Origin of the sequence: Afipia clevelandensis ATCC 49720 (assembly GCF_000336555.1) — a bacterium.
GTDB classification, from domain to species: Bacteria; Pseudomonadota; Alphaproteobacteria; order Rhizobiales; family Xanthobacteraceae; genus Afipia; species Afipia clevelandensis.
In genome coordinates this window covers 205,419-226,090 of sequence record NZ_KB375281.1, presented here as the reverse complement: position 1 = coordinate 226,090, position 20,672 = coordinate 205,419, and the positions used below count along the sequence as shown (strand labels likewise).

Here is a 20,672-nt window from a genome sequence, read left to right as displayed (position 1 = left end):
AATGACTACGGTAGAACCACAAAAGCAGAATCAAATCAACGAAGTACCATCGGTTTCGCGTGACCGAATTGGCACAGATGGAAGAAAACGCTGATCGGCGAACCGAGCTACGCCTGCCTTTGGCTTAGGCATTGGTACATGTGAGCGAGCCATCGGTTCACATCGCGGAAAGAAATTTTTGCCGGAAAATCAGCAGCTAGACCGAATTTTTCGATCTGCCCATCGAGGAAGGACCCCTCCGGCGGGGCCAGATGATGCGGTATTCCGGCACGCCGCCACACATCGTCATGCAAATGCACAAAATGGAAATCGTTGCACTTTCGATTCAATTTCCCGGCGCTGTCCGGATTGAAGAGGTCCGCAACCTCAAACCAGGAAACAGGACCGGGTAACATCGGCTGTTGATTTTTACCGGTCAGCCTGTGGCGGGCAACCAGCGCGGTGAGCAATGCCGAGCCTGATTCTTCCCAGCCTTCAAAAGTGCCGGACAGTTGTTCGGTTTCCGCCAGCGCTTCGGTCAGCAGCCCATGACCGGCTGGGAACTTCAAAATCCCGGTCGGTATCCGGGCGAAGACATCCGCGCTGGCGAAGACAACATCGCCGGCCGGAAGGTCCGGTTTCAGCAGCATGACATCAGGGTCGATCCACCACCCGCCCTTGCTGTGAAGCAGGGCGTAGCGAAAGCGGTTCGCATGAATCGCGACAGCGCCCTCTTCGCTCAAGGATTTCAGGATGTGCTCGCGTGGAACAATGTCGGACGCCTCCTGAACATGAATCCAGTCCGGCATATCCAGATCGCGGCCGTAAGAATACACTTCGACGCGATGCCCCGCTGCGGCGAAACTTTTAAGACACATCAACTGGTAAGGGTTGATCGTGTTACCGTGCCAGAAGGTTCTGACCGTCTGCGGCACGATGGCATGTGGGTGATTGGCCGGCATTGAAATGACGACATCGTTCGATATTTGCGAGCCGCCAGCGTGAATCGAACGAGCGAATTGAGCGAGCGCATCGAACGGGATTTTCGGAGCAGACAGCTTTCGCTTCAGTTCCTTCATCACCCAGAACTCGCGGAACCAGTTGTCGATGGCATCGCTGGACAGCCGCGCGCCTTGCGGAACGTCGATCCCGAAGCGTCTGAACAACACGTCGAGGAAACTGCCTTCCGGCGGCCCGAGGTTCTTGGGAATCCGCAGCGCCCGCCACAGATCGTTCCACAGATGCACGAAGTCGCTAGAAGCCACCCGCTGAAACGCCAGCTCGCATTGGGCGGGATCGAAGAACATCAGGACTTCGTTGGGATGGATTTCGTAGGCGCTGCTTTTCGGGCGTACGAGATGATCAATCGCGTATTCAGACGCAAGTCGCGTGATCAGCGCCGGTCCAACAATGCCGTGATCGGCGCCCGGCGCGGATGTCCCGGCTTCGGGCAACAACCGCATCGCCTCGTCGATTGCGGCTGTCATGATCGGCGATTGCGCGGGAAACTTCATCACAGCCGCGTTGGCGACGCCGTCTTCCTGATAGGCGAGATAGATCTTGTCCTCGGGCAGCGACGGTTTCAGGACCACGATGTCGAGATCCATGTACCAGCCGCCGAACTTCTGGATGGCGAGGTACCTGAACAGGTCGGAATGCAGTGCGAGCGAGAGATCGCCGTCCTTGTGATGAAACTGGTGGATCGGTCCGGACAGCACCTCGCGTGCATCCACGAGTTCGACGCCGTCAGGGACGTTCAGGGTCCTGTTGTATGTGTACAGCAAGACGCGCGCGCCGGTCGCGACCGCGCTCCGCAACGACAAGTCTTCGTAATAACTGAGGTCCGGTCCCGTCCAGAACGTGTGCACGTCCGGGCGATGCGCGGAAGAAGACGGCTGCATGCAATTGCCTTTTGATACCCGATCATTATAGCCAGTATTCCGGCCCGCGTTGTCAACGCAAACGGGAAGCACGCCACACCATGAAGACGGTTCTTTTTGCCTGGGAGCGCGGCGGCGGGTTTGGCCATACCGCAACCCTTGCCCGTTTTTCCAGCGTGTTGAAGCGGCACCATGTTCGTCCGGTTTTCGTGTTGAGACAACTTGACACGGCGCGGCTTCTGGATGCCGGTGTCGAGGTTTTGCAGGCTCCGCCGTGGCCGATGGACACAGTGAGCGACGCACCTCGCTCCACCGCGACCATGCACGATCAACTCGTATCGGCAGGACTGGCTGACGGGGATGGCATGCGATCCCTGCTGCAGGCATGGGACGGCATTCTTACAACAACGGCGCCAGATCTTGTCGTTGCGGATTATGCACCGGCGGCGAGCCTGATGACGCGCGGGCGGATTCCGCTGATCGTCACCGGCAACGGTTTCACGGCGCCGCCCGGCGAGATGAAACGCTTTCCCCCCTTGCATCGCGTGACGGCTCCGCGCTGGAACGAGGACGAAACCCTGCAGATCGTCAACCGCGTGCTGCGGTCACTGAACCGCCCCGCCGTTGACCGTTTGCCGCAACTCTTCGCGGGCGACGCGCAGATTGTTCTGACCTTTCCAGTGCTCGATCCCTACGACCTGCAAAGATCGGAGCCGCCTGCGGGACCTATCCTCGACAGCACTCCGCGGCAAAGCCGGACAGATGCAGCCGACGTCTTCGTCTATCTGTCCCGAGGGGTGCTATCGAGATTGCTGTTCGACATCGTGCCGATACTGCTCCCCTACGCGAGCCGTCTCGTTGTGTCAGCGCCGGACATTCCCCGCGAGCCGTTGGGCCAACTGGTCCGCCGCGGCGCGCGCGTGTCTTCATCCCATCTGCCACTGAGTGAAACGCTGGCCCCGTCGCGTCTTGCAATTCATTTCGGCGGCGGTGGCCTCGCTTCTCACGCCATTGCCGCAGGCGTGCCGCAACTGATTGTCGCGACACATATCGAACAGCTTCTGAATGGATTGCAAATCGAGCGGGCCGGTCTCGGGCGTGTTGTCGACAGCTTCGATCCGAAGGCTGATGTTGCAAAATCGCTGGGACAGGCCCTCGCCGACGATGCGCTCCGGCAACAGGCGGCACGCGCCGGACATGCCCACCGCGACATGCTCGACACCATGAAGCCACTCGACACATTCGAAGCCACCGCCTTGAGGCTTCTCGGCCGCCAGCCGAACGTCATCAACTGACGCATGCCCGCCCCGATTTTCCGGCGCAGGAAGGCCACTTGCCTCGGCCGGGAATACCTGCATAAAGTTAATCGACCAATTAAAAACGCAAACGACCAGGGAGAGACGACTGATGGCTGCACCTTCGCGCGCCTTGCCGGTGCCGACACCGGAAACCAAGCACTTCTGGGAAGGAACCCAGGCGAACGAACTCCGCTTGCAGCGCTGCGACGACTGTTCGCATGTCTATTTCCCGCCCCGCCCGTTCTGTCCCTCCTGCGCATCGCGCAAGGTCAGCGTTTTCAAGGCCAGCGGCAAGGGCAAGCTCTACAGCTATGTCATCAATCATCGCCCCGCCGCGCCGGGCTTCACGCCGCCCTACGCCATCGCCGTGGTCGAACTCGATGAGGGTCCGCGGATGATGAGCAACATTGTCGATTGCCCGCAGACGCCTGAAGCGCTTGTCCTCGACATGAAACTCGAAGTCGCCTTTGAGAGCGTCAGCGACAAGATCACCCTGGCCCAGTTCCGTCCGGCGAAGGGATAAGCATCATGCGCAGAAATCAGGTTGCCGTCGTCGGTGCAGCAGAAACCACCAAGCTCGGCGTTATTCCGGATATGTCGCAGATTCAGTTGCACGCAGACGCAGCGCTGAATGCGATCGCGGATGCCGGATTGAAGCTCTCGGACATCGACGGCATCGCGACAGCGGTGGAGACGCCGCAGCAGATCGCCCATTATCTCGGCATCACGCCGACATGGGTGGACGGCACGTCGGTCGGCGGCTGTTCGTTCATGCTCCACGTCCGCCATGCAGCGGCGGCCATTGAGGCCGGTCTCTGCAAGACCGTACTGATCACCCACGCCGAAAGCGGCAAGTCGATGATTGGCAAGCTGCCGCGTTCGATTCCCGCCGACAGCCTTCAGGGCCAGTTCGAGGCTCCGTTCGGTGTGTACGGCCCGCCCAGCATGTTTCCGATTCCCGTGCTGCGCTTCATGAAGACCTACGGCATCACCCATGAGCAGCTCGCCATGGTCGCCGTTGTTCAGCGCGAATGGGCTGCGAAAAATCCGCGCGCTTCGATGAAGGATCCGATCACGGTGGAGGACGTGCTCAACTCGCGGATGATCGCCTATCCGTTCCGCCTGCTGCAATGCTGCCTCGTCACCGACGGCGGCGGCGCGCTGATCCTCACCAGCGCCGACCGTGCAAAGGATTTCCCGCAAAAGCCGGTCTATATTCTCGGCACCGGCGAAAGCGTCGAGACGCCGATGGTCAGCCAGATGGAGACCTTCAACTCGTCCCGCGCGTTCAAGGTGGCAGGCCCGACCGCGTTCCGCGAAGCCGGTATCGCGCATAAGGATGTCGATCACCTGATGATCTACGACGCCTTCGCGCACCTCCCCCTCTACGGCCTCGGCGATCTCGGCTTCATGCCGCATGAAGAAACGGGCAAGTTCATCGCCGACGGCAACACCCGCCCGGGCGGCAAGCTGCCGATGAACACCAATGGCGGCGGCCTCAGCTACATGCATTCGGGCATGTACGGCATGTACGCTCTGCAGGAGAGCGTGCGGCAGATGCGTGGCATCGCGCCGGCGCAGGTGCCGAATGCGAAGATTTCAGTGTGCCACGGCGTCGGCGGCATGTTCGCCGCCTCCGGCACCATCATTTTCACCAACGAACGCTGACCAGCGGCGACAAGACACAGGAGCAATCGAAAATGGCAAACACCAAATCGCTGGACGGCAAGGTCGTCATCGTCACCGGCGCGGGCCGCGGCATCGGCCGCGAAATCGCACTGCTCGCCGCTGCAGAAGGCGCCAAGGTCGTCGTCAACGATCCCGGCGGATCGTCGGATGGCTCGGGCTCCAGCGCAGCGCCTGCCGAAGAAGTGGTCGAGGAGATCAAGAAGCGCGGCGGCACGGCGACGGCCAACTTTGAGTCCGTGGCGGAAGCCGTTCCTGCCAGCAAGATCATCAAGCAAGCCGTGGACACCTATGGCCGCCTCGACGGCGTGGTGAACAACGCCGGCATCCTGCGCGATGCGATCTTCCATCGCATGAGCATCGATGCGTTCGAGGCCGTCATCAAGGTTCACCTGATGGGCTCGTTCTACACCTCGCATGCGGCGGCCCGCATTTTCCGCGAGCAGGAAAGCGGCAACTTCGTCCACTTCACCTCCACCTCGGGCCTGATCGGCAATTTCGGACAGGCCAACTACGCCGCCGCCAAACTCGGCATTGTCGGCCTTTCCAAGTCGATCGCGCTCGATATGGAGCGCTTCAATGTGCGCTCGAACTGCATTTCGCCGTTCGCCTGGAGCCGCATGATCGGCACCATCCCGACGGAGACGGAAGAAGAGAAGGCGCGCGTCGCCCGCATGCAGCGTATGAGCGCGGACAAGATCGCGCCCGTCGTCGCCTTCCTGCTCAGTGATGCCGCCAAGGATGTCACCGGACAGATTTTCGCGGTGCGCATGAACGAAATCTTCCTGATGGGCCAGTCGCGCCCGCTGCGCTCGATCCATCGCGGCGAAGGCTGGACCCCGCAGACCATTGCCGAACACGGCATGCCGGCGCTGAAGTCCTCGTTCTACAAGCTGGACCGTTCCGCCGACATCTTCCCGTGGGATCCGGTCTGATTCTCTAAATATTGAGAGATTCGTTGTCGCAAGCCGATGCGGCGCAGAACTTTGACGTATCTGCGCCGCGCGAAATCGTGCTTGTCGTTTGGTGTGAACTGTCACACGCTGGGCCCAACTGACACGACAGAGGCACAGCCAATGATCGCAAGGTTCTGGACGAAGGCGTGCCTGATCGCGCCTTGCGCAGCTCTCCTGATCCTCACAGTCCCTGCTTCAGCACAACAGTCAGCGCCGCCCGAAACCGTGTTCCGCAATGTGCGCGTGCTTAACGTGCTCAAGGGGGAACTCGGGCCAGCGACCGATGTTGCCGTCACAGGCAACAAGATTGCGGCCATCGGCTCCTCGGCAAAAGCAGCGGCGGGCGCGAAGATCATCGACGGCAAGGGCCAGACGCTGATGCCCGGGCTGATCGACGTCCACGTCCATATCGGCTTCGGAAGCCTTCTGCTAACCCAACTCTACAGCCCCGACACCACGCCCGAGAAGCTGGGGTCGGCAATGACAAGATCTGCCGGACAGATGCTGCTGCGTGGCTTTACCGCCGTGCGGGACATGGGCGGCCCGATCTTTCCCCTCAAGCGCGCCATCGACGCGGGAAAAACGCCCGGCCCTCGCATCTGGCCTTCCGGGGCCGTGATCTCACAGACCTCGGGACATGGCGACTTCAGGACACCCAGTGAGCGTTCGCGCCGGTTCTTCGGCAAACCATCCCGCGCCGAGGAATATGGAGCGACCTTCATCGCCGACGGACGTGACGACGTCCTGACTGCAACACGCGAAAACCTGCGGATGGGCGCCAGCCAGATCAAGCTGATGGCGGGTGGCGGCACCTCGTCAGCGTACGATCCGATCGACGTGACCCAATACACGCTCGACGAGATGAAGGCCGCCGTCGAGGCCGCCGACGACTGGAACACCTATGTCGCCGTGCATGCTTACACGCCCCGCGCCGTACGCCGCGCCATCGAGGCCGGCGTGAAATGCATCGAGCACGGCCAATTGCTGGACGAGCCGACCATCGAACTGATGGCCCAGCGCGGCGTATGGCTCAGTGCACAGAATCTCATTCCCGACTCGCCCAACATGACCGAGGAGCGGCGCAAAAAGCGCGCCGATATCATCGCAGGCAACGCACGCCTCTGGCCGATGGCAAAGAAGCATGGGGTCAAACTGGCCTGGGGCACCGATCTGCTGTTCGAGCCGGAGCTGAATGCGCAGCAAAACAGTCTCATTCTCGCGCTGCGGCAGTGGTTCACGCCGGCGGAAATCCTCAAGATGGTGACCTATGACAACGCGCAACTGCTGGCGTTGAGCGGGCCGCGCGCACCTTATGAAGGCAAGCTTGGCATTGTCGCGGAAGGCGCGCTCGCGGACCTCATTCTGGTCAACGGCGATCCACTGTCCAATCTTGACCTGATCGCCGACCCGACGAAGAATTTTTCAATCGTCATGAAGGACGGCGTTATCTACAAGAACGCCGCGCACTGACCGTCGCGTTTCATTTGAACGACCCGTGCCTCCCTGTACCGCTGGCGAAGCGCTTGGCGCCTTCCAGTGTCTCGCCGGATGCGATGACGCCGAGGCCGCCCTGCATCTCATCGTTGATCGCGTCTTCTTCCTCGAGGTCCCACTGTCGCAGCGCCGAGCGCTTGTCATTGCGCAGACAGGCCTGTGGAAATTTGGCCAGATCGTGCGCCAGCGCAATCGCGTGCGTCCGCGCCTCTCCGTTCGGCACAAGGCGATTGGCGATCCCGATCTCGAAGGCCTCCTTCGCATCGACCGGACGCCCGGTGAGGATCAGATCCATCGCGCGGGAATGACCGATCAGCCGCGGCAGACGGATGGTACCAAGATCAATCAGCGGCACGCCGAAGCGGCGGCAGAAAATTCCGAAGGTCGCGCCCTCGCCGACCACGCGCATGTCGGCCCACAGCGCCAATTCCATGCCGCCCGCCACCGCGTGACCTTCAACGGCGGCAATCACCGGCTTGCTCAGGCGCAACCGGCTCGGCCCCATCGGCGCGATGCTGTCATGTCCGCCAAGCTCCCGCTTCTTCTCGCGATCCCCGATAGCGACCGCCTTGAGGTCGGCGCCTGCGCAGAACGCGCCGCCCGTACCTGTGAACACAGCGACCGAGGATTCCGGATCGGCATCGAACGCGCGGAAGGCATCGAACAGGCGGCGCGCCGTCGCGCCATCGACCGCATTCTTGCGTTCGGGCCGGTTGATCGAAACGATCGTCACCGGGCCGTCATGCTCCACAAGGATGGTATCCATCTCGCTCATTGATGCCTCCCGTTGTTCCTAATTCTTGTATTTTTTTGAACCTAGCCGCTATTGCGCAGCCCCGCCGAAATTCCGTTGATGGTAAGCTGTATGCCGCGCAACACCTGTTCGTCCGTGCTCTGCGCGCGATGCGCCTGCAGCAGCTCGACCTGCACATGGTTGAGCGGGTCGAGATATGGGAATCGATTGCGGATCGACCGCTCGAGCAACGGATTCCCCTGCAGCAGCCGGTCATGCCCCATGATGGTTAGCAGTGTTTCGATGGATTCGTGCCATTCGGCGCGGATGCGGCTGAAGATGGCGGTGCGCAGCTTCTCATCCGGCACAAGATCGGCATAGCGCGACGCGATGGCGATGCTGCTCTTGGATAGCACCATGTCCATGTTCGAGAGCAGGGTCTGAAAGAACGGCCACTCCCGATAGAGCTCCTGAAGGAACGCGATGCCTTTGTCCGGATGCTGCTTGATCCACGCATCGACCGCGCTGCCGAAGCCATACCAGCCTGGCAACATCAGGCGGCACTGCGCCCAACTGAACACCCAAGGGATCGCGCGCAAATCCTCGATCTTGCGCGTCTTGGTGCGCGAGGCCGGGCGGCTGCCGATATTGAGCGTCGAGATTTCAGAGATCACCGTGGAGGCCCAGAAATAGTCCTCGAAGCCTTCGGTCTCGTAGACAAGATTGCGATAGGCCGCATAGGCAAGATTGGAAAGCTCTTCCATCGCGGCGATATATTCGTCGCGCGGCGCAGAGCGCTTCGGCTGTAAAAGGCTGGCTTCCAGCGTCGCGGCGGTGAGGATTTCGAGATTGTGACGGCCGACGTCGGCGTTGGAGTATTTGCTGGAGATGATTTCGCCCTGCTCGGTGATGCGGATTTGTCCGTTCACCGCCCCGCCCGGCTGCGCCAGAATCGCGTCATAACTCGGCCCGCCGCCGCGGCCCACCGAGCCGCCGCGCCCATGAAACAGCCGAAGCCGTACGCCATGACGCTCGAACACCTCGATCAGGCTGATCTCGGCCTTGTAGAGCTCCCAGCCCGAGGTGACGAAACCGCCGTCCTTGTTGCTGTCCGAATAGCCGAGCATCACCTCCTGAATGTTGCCCCGGCTTTCAACAAGGCGTCGATATTCCGGTAGCGAGAACAGGCGGTCCATGATCTGCGCGCACTGGCGCAGGTCGTCGATGGTCTCGAACAAAGGCACAATGTTGAGGCGGCTGGTGCCGTCCGGCGATACCAGACCGACTTCCTTCAGCAGCACTGCGACCTCGAGCAGGTCAGACGCGCCTTCGGTCATCGAGATGATGCATTGGGGAATAACGGCATCGCCGAATATGGCGTGCGCGTCCGCGGCGGCGCGCAGCACCGCCAGCTCCTTGATCGTCTCCTCGCTGTAGACGACAAATTGCGAGGCGAGCGGTCGCGCCGTACCCAGTTCGCGCGACAGCAGCGCGATGCGCGCCTCTTCGGACAGGTCCTTGTAATTCGTGCCGGGCGCCACCGCCTCGAACAGTTCTGTAATGGTCCGCTCATGAACCGCCGAATTCTGGCGCATATCGAGCGCAGCGAGATGAAAACCAAAACAATCCACCGCTCTACGCAGATGCCGCAAGCGCCCGCGCGCGATCACCAGTGAATTGTTCGCCACCAGCGACGCATGCAACACATCGAGATCGCGCAATAATTCCGCCGGGCCGGCGTAGGGCTCGGCGGCTCCAACCGGCGGACGGCTGGTTTCGATCTTCAGCTTCAGCGCGGTCGCAGCGAGCCGCGCGTAGATTCCGGATACAGCAAGGCGATACGGCTCGCCGCTCCGGTGCGGCGAGGAATCCGGCGATTGCGCCGCCAGCGCGCGCAGTTCCGGAGAAACATCCGCCAGATGGGCCGCGAGCGACAGTTCCGCTCCAAGTTCGTGCAGTTCAGCCAGATAGAAACGCAGCGCGCGGGTGGCATGGAGATTGAGCGCTCCGCGCATCACCTCCGCCGTGACGAAAGGGTTTCCGTCGCGGTCGCCGCCGATCCAGCTTCCCATTTTGAGGAATGTTGCGAGCTCCGGCACGTCATGCGCTTCGACAGAGGTCCCGCCCTCCACGGCCAGCCGATCTTCCAGCGCACAATGCAGCCGGGGCACTTCGCGCAGGAACGTATAATCGTAGAACGACAGACCATTTGAGACTTCGTCCAGCACCGTCAGCTTGGTCCGGCGCAGCAGGTTGGTCTGCCACAGCGTCACCACGGCGCGGCGCAGTTGCTCGTCGCTTGCCGCCAGTTCCCCGGCCGTCATCTGGGTGCGTTCGCGGATATCGAGCACCGAGGCGATTTCCATCTCGCGGTCGATCGTGCTCTTGCGGCGAACCTCGGTCGGATGCGCGGTCAGAACCGGGGAGACTTGCGCCTTGGCGAAGAAATCCCGCAGCGCATCTGCGCCAATGCCGGCCTCCTTCGCCCGCGTCAGGGCGCGCGACAGGATTCCGGGACGGGACGCCATGTCCTGCGCGCGGCGCTGGCGGATATTGTTCTGGTCCTCGGCGATGTTCGCGAGATGCGAGAAATAGCTGAAGGCACGGACGATACGCAGGGTATCCGGGATCGACATCCCGTCCAGAATGGTCTCCAGTTCCCGGCGCGCGGGTTTGTCGTCATCACGGTGGAAGCGTATTGAGGTTTGCCGGATGCGTTCGACCAGATCGAACACATCGGCCCCTTCCTGATCGCGGACCGTGTCGCCGAGAATCCGCCCCAGCCGCCTGATGTCGGCGCGCAGCAGCGCGTCATCGTCGGAGAGCGGGTTGTCCCCATCGCGAAGGCTGGTGTCGCGAGTTCTGGATGAGAACGCTTCTGACGACATGGGGCACCCGCTACAGGAAAATGACCGGCATTCTTCCAGTCGCAAGTTTTCCGTAGCGGCGCAAGCCGCAAGAAACGGAAGCCGCTGCGCTAGCGGACGCGCTAGATGTTGCGTCCGGCGCGTTGCCAATACGGATCGCGCAGCCGCCGTTTGAAAATCTTGCCGGAATCCTCGCGGGGAAGGTTCTGCTGCACCTCGATATGCTTGGGCACCTTGTAGCCGGCCAGCGCCAGCTTGAGCTGTTCGCGGAGCGCAACAACATCGAGTGTTACACCCGGCTGAGGCTCGACCACCGCCATCAAGGCTTCGCCGAATTCCTCATCCGGGATACCGAACACCGCGCAATCATGCACACCGGACAGGCCGTGCAGCACGGCCTCGATCTCGGCCGGATAGATATTGACGCCGCCGGAGATCACCATGTCGCGCTTGCGATCGCAGATGAACACATAGCCGTCGGCGTCGATATATCCGACGTCGCCGCTGGTAATGAACCCTTCGCGTTCGATCTCGGCGCGCTTCTCGGGCTTGTTGTGATAGGTGAAATCCGGATTGGCGGCGATACGCGAATAGATTTCGCCGATCTCACCCTGCGGCAGGATCCGGCCATCGTCTGCAATAAATCGCAGTTCGGCGCCGGGCGAAATCTTGCCGACCGTACCGGGCTTCTTCAGCGCATCTTCCGAACTGGCGAAGGTCACCGCGCCGGATTCCGTGCTGCCGTAGAACTCGAAGATCACGGGGCCGAACCATTCGATCATCGCCCGCTTCACATCGGCCGGACATGGCGCGGCCGCGTGGATGATGTGACGCAATGACGAGACATCGTAGGATTTGCGAACGCTGTCCGGCAGCTTGAGCAACCGGGTGAACATGGTCGGAACCATGAAGACGTTGTCGATCTTCTGCTCGTCGATGATCCGCAGGAATTCCTCGGCATCGAAACGCGGCATGATCACCAGCAGATCGCCGAGCCGCCCCGCGCGCAGACCGAAGGCATTGGGCGCCGAATGATACAGTGGCCCCGGCAACAGCGCACGCACGCCGGGCTTCAGCCCGTAGATCAGCGCACGCATCGCTTCCATGGATGCGGTCTGCTCCGGCGTCGGAGCATAGCGTTTGACGCCCTTGGGATGCCCTGTGGTGCCGGACGTGTAGATCATGTTCTGCGGTTGCGGCAACGCAGGCCCGTCATAAGGCGTCTGCTTGCCGAGCCATGCGTCGAAATCGATTGTGCCCGTTGCGGCGGCACACAGGCCCGGGTCGATCCGGTAGGTGGAGACGATTTCCAATGGCGGCGCCACGCTGAGCATGGTCACACCGGCTGGAAGGACTCCGGCCAGCCCGTGCAGCAGATCGGCATGGCCGATCAACACGCGCGCCCCGGAGTCGCCAACGACATAGGCGATCTCATCGGACTTGAAATGCCAGTTGATCGGAACCGCATAGGCCCCGAGCGTCATGACGGCATACGCGGCCTCGAGAAACGCAATGTCGTTGCGCATCAGGACGCCGACGCTGTCACCCTGCTTTACACCGAGCGCCGCGAGGCCGCCTGCGATCAGGCGCGCCCGCTCGTTCACTTCATCCCGCGTCTTGCGGCGATCGCCGCTGACGATTCCCGTCGCGCGTTTTTCCGAAGCCGACATACCTCTGCCCCTTAGTTCGCGCCATCCACGAATTTCGGAGCGCGCTTTTCGATATTGGCGCGCACGGCCTCGGTCTGGTTCGGCGTCCCCATCACCTTCATCTGCTCGACGGATTCCGCCAGCAACGCCGGGCCCGGATCCCCGCCGAGGCCATTGAGCATACGCTTGATGCCGCGGATGGCGTCGGGGTTCTTGCCGGCGATCTCGCGCGCCGCCGCCAGGGCTTCCGCCCGTGGATCATCGCAGATGCGTGTCGCGAGGCCGTAGCTCATGGCCTCCTGCGCGGAGAAAATCCGGCCGGTAAAGGCGAGGTCGCGCAGGATGTCGTCGCGCACCAGGCGCGCGAGAATCGGCGTGCCGGCCATGTCCGGGACAAGGCCCCATTTGATTTCGGTGACCGACATGCGCGCATCCGGAGCAAGAAAGCGCATGTCCGCGCCAATGGCCAATTGAAAGCCTCCGCCGAATGCGACGCCATGCACGGCCGCGATCACCGGCACCGGGAGTTGCCGCCAGCCCCACACCGCCTGCTGCGAGTGATTGGCGAGACCGTGCGTGCGCTTGGCGAGATCGCGCAGATCGCTGGTGCCGTCATTCATTGCGGCAAAACGCCCCATATCGAGACCGGCGCAGAATGCCCGTCCCTCGCCCGACAGCACCACCGCGCGCAGGCCCTTTTCGGTTCGGAGCCGCTCGGCGGTATCGACCAGCGCATTGAACATCGGCGCGTCCAGCGCATTCATCTTGTCCACGCGGACCAGCCGGACGTCGGCGACCCCTTCAGACATCGAAACCGTGATCCGATCGCTGGCGGCAGTCATTGGCGTTCTCCCTCAAGTTTTTGATCTCTTCTCTTTACAGGGTTAGCCCACCCTGTTTTAATTAATCAACTAACTAATCAAACAATATCGTTCAGGGCAGGATTGCACCATGTTCACAGATCGTCTTCTTGCGGGCCGCAAAATCCTGGTGACGGGTGGCGGCACCGGTCTCGGCAGGGCCATGGCGGCGAAATTCCTCAGCCTTGGCGCGGAAATTCACATCTGCGGGCGCCGCAAGGGCGTCTGCGAGGAAACCGCCGCCGAACTGATGAAGGCGCATGGCGGCAAGGTCACGGCGCACGGCGTGGATATCCGTGACGCGGCTGCGGTGGACGCGATGATCGAGGAGACCTTCAAGGGTGGCCCCCTCACCGACCTGATCAACAACGCCGCGGGCAACTTCATCGCGCGCACCCAGGACCTGACGCCGCGCGGATTCGATGCTGTCGCCAATATCGTGATGCACGGCACGTTCTACGTCACCCATGCAGTCGGCAAGCGGTGGATCGCCGGCGGCCACCGCGGCAATGTCGTGTCGATTACGGTGACATGGGTACGTAACGGCAGCCCCTATGTGGTGCCGTCCGCGATGAGCAAATCCGCGATCCATGCCATGACCATGTCGCTGGCGACCGAATGGGGCCGCTACGGCATTCGGCTCAACACCATTGCGCCGGGTGAAATCCCGACGGAAGGCATGAGCAAGCGTATCAAGCCCGGCGACGAAGCCGGCGCACGCACCATCGCCATGAATCCGATGGGCCGGGTCGGACGCATGGAGGAGTTGCAGAACCTCGCCACCTTTCTGATTTCCGGCGGCTGCGACTGGATCAATGGCGAGACCATCGCCATGGACGGCGCGCAGGCGCTGGCCATGGGTGGTAATTTCTACCAATTGCGCGACTGGACGGATTCCGACTGGAGCGCAGCACGCGACGCCATCATGGCGCAAAACGAAAAGGACAAGGCGAAGCGCTCATAAACGCTCGCCGCAAAGAAAATGAAAGGGAGAAACTGAATGCGTTTGTTAAGACCGCTACACGTTGCCGTTGCCGCTGGATTCCTGATGTCGGCGACCGGCACCGCGATGGCCCAGAAAAAATATGATACCGGGGCAACCGATACGGAAATCAAGATCGGCAACATTATCCCCTACAGCGGCCCGGCTTCCGCCTACGGCGTCGTCGGCAAGGCGATGGAAGGCTACTTCAAGAAAGTGAACGATGACGGCGGCATCAACGGCCGCAAAATCAATTTCATTTCCTATGACGACGCCTACAGCCCGCCGAAGGCCGTCGAGCAGACCCGCAAGCTGGTCGAAAGCGACGAAGTGCTGCTGGTGTTCGGTGCGCTCGGCACGCCGTCGAACTCGGCGATCCACAAATACATGAATGCGAAGAAGACCCCGCATCTGTTTCTCGCCACCGGCGCGACCAAGTGGAACGATCCGAAATCGTTTCCCTGGACCATGGGCTGGCTGCCGAGCTACCAGAGCGAGGCGCGCATCTACGCCAAGTATCTCCTGAAGGAAAAGCCGAACGCGAAGGTCGCGATTCTTTATCAGAACGACGACTTCGGTAAGGATTACCTCAAGGGCGTGCAGGACGGCCTGGGTGACAAGAAGTCCATGATCGTCGCCGAGGAAAGCTACGAACTGTCCGAGCCGACGATCGACTCGCATATCGTAAAGCTCAAGACCCTGAATCCGGACGTGCTGCTGGTCTTCACCACGCCGAAGTTCGGCGCGCAGACCATCAAGAAGGTCGGTGAACTGGCGTGGAAGCCGATGCTGATCATTTCTAACGTCAGCGCATCCACCGCAACGGTGATGAAGCCCGCCGGTTTCGACAACGCACAGGGCGTGATTTCCGCAGCCTACGCCAAGGACACCTCCGATCCGCAGTGGAACGACGATCCCGGCATGAAGGAATACAAGGCATTTCTCGCCAAGTATGTCCCCGAAGCCAATGTCGCGGACAGCTCCGCCCTCACCGGCTACAACATGGCGCAGACCATGGCTGCGGTGCTGAAGCAGTGCGGCGACAATCTCACCCGTGAGAACGTCATGAAACAGGCGGCCAGCATCGGCGGCATTCAGCAGGGCGGCCTGCTGCCGGGCGTTCTGATCAAGACCAGCGCAACCGATTTCGCCCCGATCGAGCAACTGCAGCTCATGCGGTTCAAGGGCGAGCGCTGGGAGCTGTTTGGCGAGGTGCAGGACGGTGAAGCCTCCAGCGTCAAGCGCTGACCTGCGCATGGCGCTTACATGATCCGATCCGGCGGGCCGAAATTCTGGTAATTTCGTCTCGCCATTCAAATGCCTCCCGTTATATTGGCGTCAAAGCAGCCAAGAAACGGGAGGCAATTTCGTGGGATCCAGTGAAGAACTCGTGCAGGCAACGGCCTGCGATATCGTCGAGCGGCTGCGCAAGAACGAGATTACCCCCCACGATCTGCTCGATGCGCTGGAAGCCAGAATCCGGAAAGTGGACGGCGAGGTCAACGCCCTCCCCATTCTCTGTTTCGACCGCGCCCGCGACCACGCCGACACATTGATGAAAAAGCCGCTCGCCGAGCGTGGCCTGCTCGCCGGGATGCCGGTACCCATAAAGGACCTGACCGACGTCGCCGGGGTGCGGACCACGCAAGGCTCACCGATCTTCAAGGATGTAGTCGCAACCAAATCCAACATCGTGGTCGAAAATCTCGAGACCAACGGCGCCATCGTCTACGCCAAATCCAACACGCCCGAATTCGGCGCCGGCGCGCAGACTTTCAACGAGGTGTTCGGCGCGACGCGAAACCCGTGGAATCTCTCCCGCTCCGCATCCGGCTCGTCGGGCGGCGCGGCGGCCGCGCTGGCGAGTGGCACCGCGTGGCTGGCCCATGGCACAGACGTCGGCGGCTCGCTGCGCAATCCCGCCAGCTTCTGCGGCGTGACCGGCATGCGCCCCAGCATCGGCCGCGTGGCGCACTCACAAGCGGCAAAGGTCGATCGGACCCTGAGCGCCGACGGCCCGATGGCCCGCAACGTCGAGGATCTGGCGCTGATGCTGGACGCGATGTCCGGTGAACATATTGGCGACGCGCTGTCACTCCCCCGATTGCCGACGTCGTTTCTCTCTGCCGCGCGCTCCGGCGCAAAGCCAAAGCGCATCGCCTACTCGTCCACGCTCGGCATTTCTCCGGTTGACCCGGAAGTCGCGGAGATTACCCGCAAGGCCGCGCAGCGCTTTGCCGAAGCCGGCGTGATTGTCGAAGAAGCACATCCTGACTTCAAAGAGGCCGTGGAATGTGCCCATGTGCTGCGTGCCTATGATTACGTGCTGACCAAGGGCAAGCTGCTCAAGTCGCACCGCGATCAATTGAAGCCAGAGGTGATCTGGAACATCGAGGAAGGCCTTAAACTCACACTCGGAGACATCGAGCGGGCCGAAGCGCAGCGCGTGACCCTGATGAACCGCGCCATCGCCTTCTTCGAGACCTACGATCTGCTGCTGTGCCCGACCACCATTGTTGCGCCATTCCCGGTCGAGCAACGCTATCTCGCCGAATGCAACGGCGTGACGTTCGACAACTATGTCGGCTGGCTCGCCATCGTCTCCGCGATCACCATCGCCTGCTGCCCCGGCCTGTCGATCCCTTGCGGCTTTACGCGCGAGAACCTGCCGGTGGGATTGCAGATCGTCGCGCCACCCCGCGGGGAAGCGCGGGCGCTGGCGGCTGGAAAAATGCTCGAAACCATTCTCGGGCTCGGCGCCATCACGCCGATTGATCCGCGCAAGGGCTGACTCCTGAGGGCATGATCTTGTCCGAAAACCGGTTTCCACCTTTCGGGATCATGCCCTGCTTGCAATCGGAGAGCCCGCATGAAACATAACGCGCTCATCACTGACGAGGATTAAATGGCCGCGCCCAAACCTCCCGCATTCGACACTCTCAGCCTGCATGCGGGCCAGCATCCCGATCCGGTCACCGGCTCGCGTGCCGTTCCGATCTATCAGACGACGTCCTACGTATTTCAGGACGCCGATCACGCGGCAGCTTTGTTCAATCTGGAGCGCGCGGGCCATATCTACACGCGCATCTCGAACCCGACCATTGCGGTCCTCGAGGAACGCCTTGCCGCGCTAGAAAACGGCGTCGGCGCGGTCTGCACCGCGAGCGGCATGGCCGCGCTGCATCTGGCCATCGCCACGCTGCTGAATGCAGGCGATCACATCGTCGCCTCAGCATCGCTGTACGGCGGAACCATCAACCTTTTGACGCATACACTGCCGCGCTTCGGCATCACCACGACCTTTGTGAAACCGCGCGACCTCGATGGCATCAAGGCCGCGATCAAGCCGAATACAAAACTGGTGATCGGCGAAACCATCGGCAATCCCGGCCTTGAAGTGCTCGACATTCCGGCAGTGTCAAAGATCGCGCATGACGCAGGCATTCCGCTGCTGATCGACAACACCTTCGCAACGCCCTATCTGGCCCGCCCCATCGAAATGGGCGCGGACATTGTGATGAACTCAATCACCAAGTGGATCGGCGGCCATGGCATCGCCATCGGCGGCGTGATTGTCGACGGCGGACATTTCGACTGGGAAAGGTCCGGCAAGTTTCCGACACTGACAAAGCCCTATGACGGCTATCACGGCATCGTTTTCGCCGAGGAATTTGGCCCGCAGGCCTTCATCATGCGCGCCCGCGCAGAGGGCCTGCGAGATTTCGGCGCGTGCCTGTCGCCGACCAATGCCTTCCAGATCCTGCAGGGCGTGGAAACCTTGCATGTGCGCATGCAACGCCATGTCGAGAATGCCGCCGCCGTGGTGGACTTCCTGAAGTCGAACAAGGCCGTCGAGTGGGTGACCCACCCTTCGCTCGACGACCACCCCGATCATGAACTCGCCAAAAAGCTGCTGCCGCGGGGCGCAGGGTCGATCATCACTTTTGGCATCAAGGGCGGACGTGACGCAGGCCGCAAGTTCATCGAGGCACTGAGACTCGCCAGCCATCTGGCGAATGTCGGCGACGCGAAAACCCTGGTTATCCATCCGGCCAGCACCACACATCAGCAGATGAACGCGGAGCAGTTGAAGACCGCGGGCATCGGCGAAGAACTGATCCGCCTCTCCATCGGCATCGAAGCCGCAGAAGACATTATCGGCGACCTCGGCCAGGCGCTGCGTTTTTCACAGAAGGCTTGAGACATGATTTTGACTGTGGACGGCGCTGAGGTTTTCGCCACGACGGGCGGCAAGCCCTTCAATCCGGACCTGCCGCTGGTGATTTTCCTGCACGGCGCCGGCTTCGATCATTCAATGTGGGCGCTGTTCAGCCGGTGGTTCTCCCATCATGGCTACAGCGTGCTCGCACCTGACCTTCCAGGGCACGGCAAGTCCAAGGGCGCGCTGATTCCGACCATCTCCGGCATGGCCGACTGGGTTATCAAGCTGATCGAAGCGGCCGGCGCGAAGAAGGCCGGCCTTGTCGGCCATTCGATGGGATCGCTGATCGCGCTCGATGCCGCCGCGCGCTACCCGGACAAAATTTCCGCGCTGTCGCTGATCGGCGTTGGCGGCGCCATGCCGGTGTCCCCTGATCTGCTGAATGCGGCGAAGGACAACAATCACGACGCCATCGACATGGTGTCGATCTGGGGCTTCGGTTTCGGTGCGACGCTGGGCGGCTCGCAAGCGCCGGGCCTGTGGATGCTGGGCGGCGGCCAGCGCGTGCTGGAACGCGACGCGCCCGGCGTGCTGCACAACGATCTCGCTGCTTGCAACGATTACAAGACCGCGATGGACGCTGCGACGAAGGTCACGGCACCGACCACGCTTATTCTCGGCGAACGGGACATGATGACCCCGCTCAAATCCGGCAGGCAGCTTGCCGCTGCGATTGCGGGATCGAAGCCCGTCGTGCTGCCGGGCGCAGGCCACATGATGACTGCGGAGCGGCCTGATGATGTGCTGAAAGCGCTGATCGCGGCGAACGCGCACGCGGCCTAGGGCCATTACGGAAACAGTCCGCGCGTCGTCTTGGCCGCGCGGACTTTCTCGACGCCGATGGCCATGGCCGCGGTCCGGTGCGAGACGTTTTCTTTCTTCGCCCGTGCCACCATCGCATCGAAAGCGCGATCGAGGATACGATACTCGCGCTGCTTTACCTCCTCCTCTTCCCAGAAAAGCTGCTGCAGGTCCTGCACCCATTCAAAATAACTGACCACCACGCCGCCCGAGTTGCACAGGATGTCGGGGATCACGAAAATCTCCTTCTGCCTCTGTTCGAGAACCTGATCGGCGTCCGGCGTGGTCGGCCCGTTGGCGCCCTCCGCCAGCACGCGGCAGCGCAATTGCGCCGCGACATCCGCGTCGATCACCCGTTCCATCGCGGCAGGCACCAGCACATCGCACGGCAACGTCAGCACGCTCGCCGGATCGCACTGCAATTCGCTGGAAAAGCCGGCGATGCTGCCGTGACGGGCGGCATGCCTGGCGAGAGCCGCAACATCCAACCCCTTCGGATCGTACAACGCACCTGTGTGGTCGCTGACCGCGATGATTTTGATTCCGTGCTCCGCCAATTCCAGCGCGGTATGGGAGCCGACATTGCCGAACCCCTGAATTACCGCTGTCGCATCTGTGAAGCTGACCGACAACAGGGCAAGCACACGCCGGGCGAGATAAGCGACACCCCTGCCCGTCGCTTCGCGGCGCCCAAGCGTGCCGCCTGATGCAACCGGCTTACCGGTCACGATCTCGGTCACCGTCTTGCCCTGGTACATGGAATAAGTGTCCATGAACCACGCCATCACCTGCTCATTGGTGCCCATGTCCGGGGCCATCACATCTGTGTGCGGGCCAACAAACGGAATCATCTCCTGCATGTAGCGCCGCGACAGCGCCTCCAGCTCGGTCCGCGACAGCGCCGCCGGATCGACATGGATTCCGCCCTTCGCGCCGCCATAGGGTAGCCCCACCAGCGCGCACTTCCAGCTCATCCAGATCGCCAGCGCCGCGACCTCGCCGAGATCGACCGTGGTTGAGAATCGCGTCCCGCCCTTGGTCGGCCCGAGCGTGAGATGATGCTGAACACGATAGCCTTCAAACACGGCAACGGTTCCGTCATCGCGATGGATCGGACACGAGACCGTGACAGCGCGCTTGGGCATCAGAAGCCGCGCGCGCTCATCGTGAGGAATCGAAAGATGATCGGCGATCACGCCGAACTGCTTCACAGCCATATCGAAAACCGGGCCGCCGTAGACTGTCATGGACATGTCCTGCCGTTG

Annotated in this window: 16 protein-coding genes; 10 read left to right on the top strand and 6 right to left on the bottom strand. The window is 61.7% G+C overall.

What is annotated here, in order from left to right:
* Window positions 1–107: 107 nt before the first annotated feature.
* Complete coding sequence (locus tag HMPREF9696_RS00995; protein ID WP_245259179.1) at window positions 108–2,246, bottom strand: glycosyltransferase; 2,139 nt, start codon at window positions 2,244–2,246, stop codon at window positions 108–110.
* Between HMPREF9696_RS00995 and HMPREF9696_RS00990 the strand changes: the two genes are divergently transcribed.
* From HMPREF9696_RS00990 to HMPREF9696_RS00970, 5 genes are all read left to right on the top strand, one after another.
* Window positions 2,225–3,154 (top strand): glycosyltransferase, encoded by a 930-nt coding sequence (locus tag HMPREF9696_RS00990; RefSeq protein WP_245259178.1) that lies wholly within the window; start codon window positions 2,225–2,227, stop codon window positions 3,152–3,154. The genes HMPREF9696_RS00995 and HMPREF9696_RS00990 overlap by 22 nt on opposite strands.
* 112 nt (window positions 3,155–3,266) lie before the next feature.
* Window positions 3,267–3,680 carry a Zn-ribbon domain-containing OB-fold protein gene (locus HMPREF9696_RS00985; protein ID WP_002711065.1) on the top strand — a complete coding sequence of 138 codons (414 nt, stop codon included), beginning with the start codon at window positions 3,267–3,269 and terminating at the stop codon, window positions 3,678–3,680.
* 5 nt (window positions 3,681–3,685) lie between these two features.
* Entirely contained in the window at window positions 3,686–4,825 is a 1,140-nt protein-coding gene (locus HMPREF9696_RS00980; protein ID WP_002711064.1) for a thiolase C-terminal domain-containing protein, read from the top strand.
* Window positions 4,826–4,857: 32 nt separating this feature from the next.
* Complete coding sequence (locus HMPREF9696_RS00975) at window positions 4,858–5,778, top strand: SDR family NAD(P)-dependent oxidoreductase (RefSeq protein WP_002711063.1); 921 nt, start codon at window positions 4,858–4,860, stop codon at window positions 5,776–5,778.
* 141 nt (window positions 5,779–5,919) lie between these two features.
* On the top strand, window positions 5,920–7,269 hold the full coding sequence (locus HMPREF9696_RS00970) for a metal-dependent hydrolase family protein (RefSeq protein WP_002711062.1): 1,350 nt from the start codon (window positions 5,920–5,922) through the stop codon (window positions 7,267–7,269).
* 10 nt (window positions 7,270–7,279) lie between these two features.
* Here HMPREF9696_RS00970 and HMPREF9696_RS00965 read toward each other — a convergent pair whose 3' ends face one another.
* From HMPREF9696_RS00965 to HMPREF9696_RS00950, 4 genes are all read right to left on the bottom strand, one after another.
* Window positions 7,280–8,068 (bottom strand): crotonase/enoyl-CoA hydratase family protein, encoded by a 789-nt coding sequence (locus HMPREF9696_RS00965; RefSeq protein ID WP_002711061.1) that lies wholly within the window; start codon window positions 8,066–8,068, stop codon window positions 7,280–7,282.
* A gap of 41 nt (window positions 8,069–8,109) precedes the next feature.
* The gene (ppc, locus tag HMPREF9696_RS00960; protein ID WP_002711060.1) at window positions 8,110–10,914 is read right to left on the bottom strand and encodes a phosphoenolpyruvate carboxylase; all 2,805 of its coding nucleotides are present in this window, start codon (window positions 10,912–10,914) and stop codon (window positions 8,110–8,112) included.
* A 101-nt stretch (window positions 10,915–11,015) separates the two neighbouring features.
* Window positions 11,016–12,563 (bottom strand): acyl-CoA synthetase, encoded by a 1,548-nt coding sequence (locus tag HMPREF9696_RS00955; protein WP_002711059.1) that lies wholly within the window; start codon window positions 12,561–12,563, stop codon window positions 11,016–11,018.
* A gap of 11 nt (window positions 12,564–12,574) precedes the next feature.
* Window positions 12,575–13,384, bottom strand: coding sequence for a crotonase/enoyl-CoA hydratase family protein (locus HMPREF9696_RS00950; protein ID WP_002711058.1), 810 nt, complete (start codon window positions 13,382–13,384; stop codon window positions 12,575–12,577).
* A 109-nt stretch (window positions 13,385–13,493) separates the two neighbouring features.
* Here HMPREF9696_RS00950 and HMPREF9696_RS00945 point away from each other — a divergent pair, with 109 nt between their 5' ends.
* The 5 genes from HMPREF9696_RS00945 to HMPREF9696_RS00925 all read left to right on the top strand — a co-directional run bounded on the left by HMPREF9696_RS00945 (window position 13,494) and on the right by HMPREF9696_RS00925 (window position 19,389).
* Complete coding sequence (locus HMPREF9696_RS00945) at window positions 13,494–14,366, top strand: SDR family oxidoreductase (protein ID WP_002711057.1); 873 nt, start codon at window positions 13,494–13,496, stop codon at window positions 14,364–14,366.
* 36 nt (window positions 14,367–14,402) lie between these two features.
* Window positions 14,403–15,632, top strand: a complete 1,230-nt coding sequence (locus HMPREF9696_RS00940) for an ABC transporter substrate-binding protein (RefSeq protein WP_002711056.1) — start codon at window positions 14,403–14,405, stop codon at window positions 15,630–15,632.
* Between the two features lie 121 nt (window positions 15,633–15,753).
* Window positions 15,754–17,175, top strand: coding sequence for an amidase (locus HMPREF9696_RS00935; protein ID WP_002711055.1), 1,422 nt, complete (start codon window positions 15,754–15,756; stop codon window positions 17,173–17,175).
* 114 nt (window positions 17,176–17,289) lie between these two features.
* Window positions 17,290–18,585, top strand: a complete 1,296-nt coding sequence (locus tag HMPREF9696_RS00930) for an O-acetylhomoserine aminocarboxypropyltransferase (RefSeq protein ID WP_002711054.1) — start codon at window positions 17,290–17,292, stop codon at window positions 18,583–18,585.
* A 3-nt stretch (window positions 18,586–18,588) separates the two neighbouring features.
* Window positions 18,589–19,389 carry an alpha/beta fold hydrolase gene (locus tag HMPREF9696_RS00925; RefSeq protein WP_002711053.1) on the top strand — a complete coding sequence of 267 codons (801 nt, stop codon included), beginning with the start codon at window positions 18,589–18,591 and terminating at the stop codon, window positions 19,387–19,389.
* Window positions 19,390–19,394: 5 nt separating this feature from the next.
* On the opposite strand, the gene HMPREF9696_RS00920 is transcribed toward HMPREF9696_RS00925, so the two are convergent.
* A complete protein-coding gene (locus HMPREF9696_RS00920; protein ID WP_002711052.1) occupies window positions 19,395–20,654 on the bottom strand; it encodes a Glu/Leu/Phe/Val family dehydrogenase in 1,260 nt (419 codons plus the stop codon).
* Window positions 20,655–20,672: the final 18 nt, after the last annotated feature.

Bases quoted from the DNA above. Each gene is read 5' to 3' on its own strand.
- HMPREF9696_RS00930 (WP_002711054.1), top strand. From the start codon at position 17,290: ATGGCCGCGCCCAAACCTCCCGCATTCGACACTCTCAGCCTGCATGCG.
- HMPREF9696_RS00970 (WP_002711062.1), top strand. From the start codon at position 5,920: ATGATCGCAAGGTTCTGGACGAAGGCGTGCCTGATCGCGCCTTGCGCA.
- HMPREF9696_RS00940 (WP_002711056.1), top strand. From the start codon at position 14,403: ATGCGTTTGTTAAGACCGCTACACGTTGCCGTTGCCGCTGGATTCCTG.
- ppc (WP_002711060.1), bottom strand. From the start codon at position 10,914: ATGTCGTCAGAAGCGTTCTCATCCAGAACTCGCGACACCAGCCTTCGC.
- HMPREF9696_RS00955 (WP_002711059.1), bottom strand. From the start codon at position 12,563: ATGTCGGCTTCGGAAAAACGCGCGACGGGAATCGTCAGCGGCGATCGC.
- HMPREF9696_RS00995 (WP_245259179.1), bottom strand. From the start codon at position 2,246: ATGCCTGCAGCAGGGATCGCATGCCATCCCCGTCAGCCAGTCCTGCCG.
- HMPREF9696_RS00985 (WP_002711065.1), top strand. From the start codon at position 3,267: ATGGCTGCACCTTCGCGCGCCTTGCCGGTGCCGACACCGGAAACCAAG.
- HMPREF9696_RS00925 (WP_002711053.1), top strand. From the start codon at position 18,589: ATGATTTTGACTGTGGACGGCGCTGAGGTTTTCGCCACGACGGGCGGC.
- HMPREF9696_RS00990 (WP_245259178.1), top strand. From the start codon at position 2,225: ATGCGATCCCTGCTGCAGGCATGGGACGGCATTCTTACAACAACGGCG.
- HMPREF9696_RS00965 (WP_002711061.1), bottom strand. From the start codon at position 8,068: ATGAGCGAGATGGATACCATCCTTGTGGAGCATGACGGCCCGGTGACG.
- HMPREF9696_RS00950 (WP_002711058.1), bottom strand. From the start codon at position 13,384: ATGACTGCCGCCAGCGATCGGATCACGGTTTCGATGTCTGAAGGGGTC.
- HMPREF9696_RS00945 (WP_002711057.1), top strand. From the start codon at position 13,494: ATGTTCACAGATCGTCTTCTTGCGGGCCGCAAAATCCTGGTGACGGGT.
- HMPREF9696_RS00920 (WP_002711052.1), bottom strand. From the start codon at position 20,654: ATGACAGTCTACGGCGGCCCGGTTTTCGATATGGCTGTGAAGCAGTTC.
- HMPREF9696_RS00980 (WP_002711064.1), top strand. From the start codon at position 3,686: ATGCGCAGAAATCAGGTTGCCGTCGTCGGTGCAGCAGAAACCACCAAG.
- HMPREF9696_RS00975 (WP_002711063.1), top strand. From the start codon at position 4,858: ATGGCAAACACCAAATCGCTGGACGGCAAGGTCGTCATCGTCACCGGC.